Below are 7,100 nucleotides of genomic sequence, written 5' to 3'. Positions count from 1 at the left end.
GTCGTGTAGTGTTGTGTTGTCGACGGGCGGGGCGCGCGGGCGGCGCGGCCAGCCGCTCCCGCCAATACGCCAATTGCGCTGCGGCGATGGAGTTCCGGTCGGTATCGGTGCCGATCATGGCCTGCTGCCATACCGCGAAATCGGCGTACCGCAGGGGTAGCGGCGTCCACCCGGGCGCGGCGCCGGCGACGCGAGACCGATAGGCGGCCATCAGATCACCGGCCAGCAGCGCCACCGAGGTCGAGTCGGCGGCGATGCGGTGGGTGACCAGGGTGAGCAGATAGTCGTGGGGCGCGTCTCCGGTGAGCAGGCACAGGCGAATCGGAGCCCGCTGTGCCACATCGAATCCGGCATGAGCGAGAGCGCGCACCCGGACGCCGATATCGTGGGCCCGCTCCACCTCGAGCCGTTCGGGCAGCGCCCCGGCAGTCGGCAGCACCTCCTGGTAGGGCGCGCCGCCGGGACCGGATGCCGGGTAGCGGGTGCACAGCGCCTCGTGGCGGGTCAGCACATCCTCGCAGGCGTGCCGCAGCGCGACCACGTCGAGATCGCCGGTGAGCCGGAGCACGATCGGAAGGTTGTCGGCCGGGGATTCCGGGTCGGCCTGATTGCGCATCCAGATCCGGTGCTGCACTTGCGACAACGGCACCCGGGCCGGCAGCGGCCCGGCGACCAGCGGTGGCCGCATCTGCGCCGGCGGCGATATCCGCAGGGTCGCCCCGGTGATGAAGGTATGGAGCAGCTCCTCGACATCCCCGGTGACGGTGAGGCTTTCGCGGCGCTCGGCCAGCCCGGCGTGGGTGACCGCCATGCGCTCGAGGTCACCGGTGGCGCCGGGGGTGTAGCTGAGATAGGCCAGGTAGTGTTCGTTCAGCGGCCGGATGCGGTCGTCATCGGCGACGGGCTGGGCGGAGCGGGCGTCGATGCGGTCGGCGCGGGCGGGATCGTCGAGTTCGACCCAGTAGGCGCCGGTGCCCAGCGCCGCCCGGTAGATCGCCTGGGTGACACCGAATTTCGCGGTGGAGTCGGTGAGCAGCCGCGCGATCCGATCAGCGGGCCAGGTCGGATCGAACGGCAGGTAGGCGCCGCCGGTTTTCGCGATCGCCCACATGGCCAGCACCGATTCCACCGAGTGCGGTATGCCCACCGCGACGATGTCACCGGGACCGACGCTCACCGCGATGAGCTCGCGGGCGAGTCGTGAGGACCGCTCGTCGAGTTCGCGGTAGGTGATGTCGATTCCGCCGGCGAGGCGCCCGCCGGGGCTGATGCGGACGGCCACCGCGTCCCCCGCGGCCGCCGCCGCGGCGGTGAGCATTCGACCGAGGAACGGCGCGTCCGAATCGCGATGCCGGACAGCGCCGAACAACCCGTGAGTCGCATCCATCTGAGTCGTTCACCTCGCAGGTCCGGCAGGCCGTTCACGTCGAAATTCCTTCGACTGCCCGGACCTGCGGGACAGCATGGACCGGGCGAATCGGCACAGCATAGCCGCGCGCGGCGGGTCCGGCGCCCCGAACTCGAGGTGCCTTCACGCCCGGCCCCGGTGGGCCGGGCGTGACGAGCGCTTACTCCGGCACGATGAGCACGGTGTCGATGTCCGACCACGCCTCGGCGGCGGCTGCCGGACCGTCGAGGATCAGTGCCCGGAGATCTTCGAGCGGTGCGGGATTCAGCTCACCGAGGCGATCGGCGGCGGCGAACACGTGGGTGACCCACTCGTCGGCCAGTGCCGCCGAGAGATCGGCGGCGCCGTCGACCAGCACGGCCGAGGCGCCCACCGCGCCCACGGCGACGAGTTCGATCACCGCGGTGCCCGAGTCCGCGGCCCCGTGGTGGAAGGTCCGCGACTCGAAGGTCAAGTCCAGACCACGGATTCGGTCCGCGGCGGCGGCCAGGCCGTCGTAGGTGAGCGTCAGGTCACCGGCGGTCCAGGCGATGTCGTCGCCGCGCAAGGCGCGGATCCGGTTGGCATAGGTGACCGGTCGCGCCGATTCGGCGGCGATCTGCGCCGCGGTCTCGGAATCGTCGAGCACCAGCCAGTCGATGCCGCGCACGGTCTCGGGTGCGTTCCCGACGGTGATACCGACCTTCACGTCCTGGCCCGGGATCTCGGCCGAGGAGAACGGGACCAGCATGGTGCCCGCCTTGAGCGCCGCCCAGATCGCGACCGCCTGGTCCACTCCCCGGTTCATCCGCAGGACCACACCCGTGCCCGGGCCGCTGCCACGGGCGATGAGCAGCCGGGCCAGGCGGGAGGAACGGGCGTCGAGTTCCTGATAGGTGACCGCGTCCTCACCCCAGACCAGGGCCGGGCCGTCCGGATCCTCCTCGGCGGCGGTGGTCAGCACCTGGGCCAGCGCCGCGCCGCGTACCGCGATCCCGGCCGGTTCCGGCGCGGACTGCGACATCGACTGCGCTGTCAGGGATTCCGTGGTGTCCAGCAGCACGAGGTCACCGACCGGCCGGTGCGGATCCGAGGCCACATCGATCAGCACCCGCTCGAGCGCCCGGCCGAAGGAATCCATGGTGGATTCCACGAACAGGTCGGTGTCGTAGTTGAGGATCACGGCCAGCTCACCGGTCGCGCCGTCCACGCCCGGGCGCGGTTCCACGCTGATCTGCAGATCGAATTTCGCGGTGGTGAGGCCGGTGTCGACCGCCGCCACCGTCAATCCCGGCAGTTCCAGCACCGGGGTCTCGGTGTTCTGCAGCGACAGTGCCACCTGCAGTAGCGGATTCGAGGCCGCCCGGCCCCCGGACACCAGCTCGGCGACGCGTTCGAACGGCACATCCGCGTGCGCGAAGGCCGACAGGTCGGTCTCGCGAGCCCGCTCCACGAGCTCATCGAACGAGGCGGTCGCGTCGACCGCGGTCCGCAGGGTGAGGGTGTTGACGAACATGCCGACCAGGTCGTCGAGGGCGCGTTCGCCGCGACCGGCGACGGCCGTGCCCAGGACGATGTCGTTGCTGCCCGACAGCCGCGACAGCCAGACCGCCACCGCGGCGTGCACCACCATGAACAGCGAGGCATTGTGCTGGCGCGCGATGCGATTCAGGCGGGCATGCACCTCCGGCGACACCGTGAAGTCGAGCAGCCGGCCACGGACCGACGACGCGGCCGGCCGCGGCCGGTCCAGCGGGAGCAGCTGGCGATCGGGCAGGTCGGCGAGCTGACGGCGCCAATACGCCACCTCGGTCGCGGCGAGCGAGGTCTCGTCCTCTTCGACGCCCAGGGCCGCACGCTGCCACACCGCGTAGTCGGCGTACTGAACCTCGAGCGGCGCCCAGGCCGGAACCTCGCCCGCGGTGTGCGCCAGGTACGCGGTCATCAGGTCTCGGGCGAGCGGGGCCATGGAGGCGCCGTCCGCGGAGATGTGGTGGGCCACCAGCACCAGCAGGTAGTCGTCCGGATCGTCACCGGTGATCAGCCGCACCCGTACCGGAACCTGCTGTGCCACATCGAATCCGGATCCGACCAGTGCGGCGACGCGGCCGCCGATGTCACTCGCCCGCTCCACCTCGAGCCCGTTGGGCAGCACATCGGCCACCGACAGGATCTCCTGGAAGGCGGGCGCGCCCGGAGCCGACTCCGGGTACCGGGTGCGCAGCACCTCGTGCCGGGTCAGCACGTCCTCGACCGCGTGGCGCAGCGCGGGCACGTCGAGCGCACCGGAGAGGCGGATCACCATGGGGATGTTGTAGACCGGGGAATCCGGATCGAGCTGATTGAGCACCCACATCCGCTGCTGGGCCAGCGACAGCGGCACCCGGTCCGGTCGCTGCCCCGCCGTCAGCGGCGGCCGCGCACCGGTGGCCGAACCCGGCACGACGCGGGCGGCGAGACCGGAAACCGTAGCGGTCTCGAAGATCTCGCGCACCGCGACGGTGGTGTCGAGAGCGGCGTTGATGCGCGCCACCGCGCGGGTGGCGATCAGCGAGTTGCCGCCGAGTTCGAAGAAGTCGTCGTCCGCGCCGACCCGGTCCGCACCGAGCAGTTCGGCGAACACACCGGCGATGATCTCCTCGATCGGGGTCGCGGGCGCGCGGAAGCTCTTGGCCTCGAACACCGGGGCCGGCAGGGCCTTGCGGTCCAGCTTGCCGGAGGCGTTGAGCGGGAACTCGCCGAGCACCACGACGGCGCTGGGCACCATGTAGGCCGGAAGCGACCGGGCCAGCGCGGCTTTCAGTTCCTCGGGGGTCGCCTCGGCGCCGGCCACATAGCCGACCAGCTGGTCACCGGTGTGCGCGTCCGCGCGCACCACGACCACCGACTGCGTGACACCCGGCTGCGCCAGCAACGCGGCCTCGATCTCGCCCAGCTCGATGCGCAGACCACGCAGCTTCACCTGGAAGTCGGTGCGGCCCAGGTACTCCAGCTCGCCGTCGGCGGTCCACTTCACCAGATCGCCGGTGCGGTAGAGACGTTCGCCGCGCGTGAACGGATCGGCGACGAACCGGTCCGCGGTCAGGTCGGGGCGCTCGACATAGCCGCGGGCCAGCTGCACGCCCGCCAGATACAGTTCGCCCGCGACACCCGCCGGGACCGGGTTGAGCCGCGAATCCAGCACGTAGACACGGGTGTTGAAGACCGGACGCCCGATGGGCATCGACATGGTGTCGGCGTCGACGGCCTCGTGATAGGTGACGTCGACCGCGGCTTCGGTGGGCCCGTACAGGTTGTGCAGGCGCGCGCCGGTCAGCTCGCGCAACTGCCGCGCGGTGGGCGCGGGCAGCGCCTCGCCGGAGGCGAACACCTGCCGCAGACCGCGACCCGCGCCGGCCAGTTCGCTGTCGTTGTCGAGCGTCGCCACGAAGGCCGACAGCATGGACGGCACGAAATGCGCGGTGGTGATGCGCTGTTCGGCGATCACCCGCGCCAGGTACACCGGGTCGCGGTGCCCGTCCGGCTTGGCGACCACCAGCCGCGCGCCGGTCTGCAAGGGCCAGAAGAACTCCCACACCGACACGTCGAAGGTCGCCGGAGTCTTCTGCAGCACCGCGTCTTCGGCGGTCAACGGGTACTCGTGCTGCATCCACACCAGGCGGTTCACGATGGCCCGGTGCTCGACCGCGACGCCCTTGGGGCGGCCGGTCGAACCGGAGGTGAAGATCACGTAGGCGGTGTGGCCGGGCCGCAGCGGACGCACCCGCTCGGCATCGGTGACCGGTGCGCCGGAGTAGGCCAGCGCGGCCGCCTCGGCCGACGCCACGGTGAGCGTCGCGACGGCGCGGGCGCCGGTCTCGAAGTCGTCGCCGGCGGTGAGCAGCAGTCGCGGCCGGGCGGTGTCGAGGATGTGGCCGATGCGGTCGGCGGGCTGGTCGGGATCCAGCGGCACGTACGCGGCGCCGGCCTGCAGCACCGCGTACATGGCCACGACCAGTTCGGTGGAACGCCGTAGCGCCAGCGCCACCAGCGTTTCCGGTCCGACGCCCTCGGCGATGAGCCGCCGGGCCAGGCGGTTGGAGCGCTCGGACAGGGCGCGATAGGTCAGCGTCTCCGCGCCGAAGACCAGCGCGACGGCGTCGGGGGTCGCCGCGGCCTGCGCCTCGAAGCGGGAGACCAGGGTGGCCGCGGAGCCTTCGGGCAGCCGCGCCGCCACGTCGAACGCCGTGTCGTTCCAGTCGTTGAGGACCCGCTGCCGCTCCCCGGCGGAGAACAGCGCGAGATCACCGACCGCCGCCTCCGGGTCGGCGGTCACCGCGGCGAGCACCCGCTGGAACCGGGCGGCCAGCTCGGCGACCGTGTCCGCGTCGAAAAGGTCCAGCGCGTAAGAGAATTCGGCATCCATGCCGGTCGGCCGGCGGTGCTCGTCGTGCGACTCCTGCAGGGTGAGCTGCAGATCGAACTTGGCGAACGGGATCTCCAGGTCCGCACCGGCCACCGTGAGCCCGGGCAGCTCCAAGCGGGTCGGCGCCATGTTCTGGAAGGTCAGCATGACCTGGAAGAGCGGGTTGCGGGCCTGGGAGCGGGCCGGGTCCAGCAGTTCCACCAGGCGTTCGAAGGGCACGTCGGCGTGGCCGAAGGCGCGCACATCGTTCTCACGCACCGCCGCCAGCAGATCGGCGAAGGAGGCGGCGGGGTCGACATCGGTGCGCAACACCAGGGTATTGACGAACATGCCGATCAGGTCGTCGAGTTCGGCCTCGCCGCGGCCGGCCACCGGGGTGCCGATGGCGATGTCCCGGGTTCCGGACAAACGGGCCAGCAGCACCGCGAGCGCGGTGTGCGCCACCATGAACAGGGTGGTGTTGTTGAGCTCGGCGAATCGGCGTGTGGCCGTGTAGATCTCGTCGTCGAGGCGGAAGGCGCAGGTGCCGCCGCGGTAGGAGGCGACGGCGGGCCGCGGCCGGTCCCAGGGCAGCACCAGCTCGTCCGGGAGGTCGGCGAGATTGTCGCGCCAGTAGGCGATCTGGCGGGCCAGCGGCGAGTCCGGATCGTCCTCGCTGCCCAGCGATTCCCGTTGCCACACCGCGTAGTCGGCGTACTGCACCGGCAGCGGGGCCCAGTGCGGTGCGGCCCCGCGCATCCGCTCGGCGTAGGCCGACACCAGGTCTCGGGCCAGCACGCCGATCGAGACGCCGTCACCGGCGATGTGATAGATCGCCGCCACCAGCACGTGCTCGTCGGGCGCGAGCCGCAGCAGGCACAGACGCAGCGGCGGCGCGGCGGTCACATCGAATCCGGCGCCGATCACCTCGGCCACCCGGGTGGCGAGATCGGCGGCCTCGACCTCGAGCACCGGCAGGTCGGGCAGGGCCCGCGGGTCGTCGGCGGGCAGCACCAGCTGGAAGCCCTCGCCGTCCACCTCGGGGTACACGGTCCGCAGCACCTCGTGGCGGCCGACCAGATCCGCGACGGCGGCGCGCATGGCGTCCACGTCGAGAGATCCGGTGAGCCGCACCGCGAGCGGCATATTGTCGACCGCGCTGGCGGGGTCGAACCGGTTGAGGAACCACATGCGCTGCTGCGCGAACGACAGCGGCACCCGATCCGGGCGGGGCAGCGAGCCGAGCGCCGGGCCGGTGGCGACGCCTAATTCGGGCGGATGCGGCAGACACACCCGAAAGCGCGAAGGCGCCTCACCTTCACGATCGAC

2 protein-coding genes are annotated in these 7,100 nt (G+C 71.4%); both read right to left on the bottom strand.

The features are described from left to right. The coding region (locus ACWELJ_RS32605) for an AMP-binding protein (RefSeq protein ID WP_452369922.1) at positions 1-1,387 on the bottom strand (1,387 nt) is incomplete at its 3' end. Positions 1,388-1,568: 181 nt separating this feature from the next. Next, the coding region (locus tag ACWELJ_RS32600) for an amino acid adenylation domain-containing protein (RefSeq protein ID WP_452369921.1) at positions 1,569-7,100 on the bottom strand (5,532 nt) is incomplete at its 5' end.

It is taken from the genome of Nocardia sp. NPDC004582 (assembly GCF_053602115.1).
Note: the sequence above shows the minus strand (reverse complement) of the source record. Positions and strands in the feature narration are given on the sequence as shown.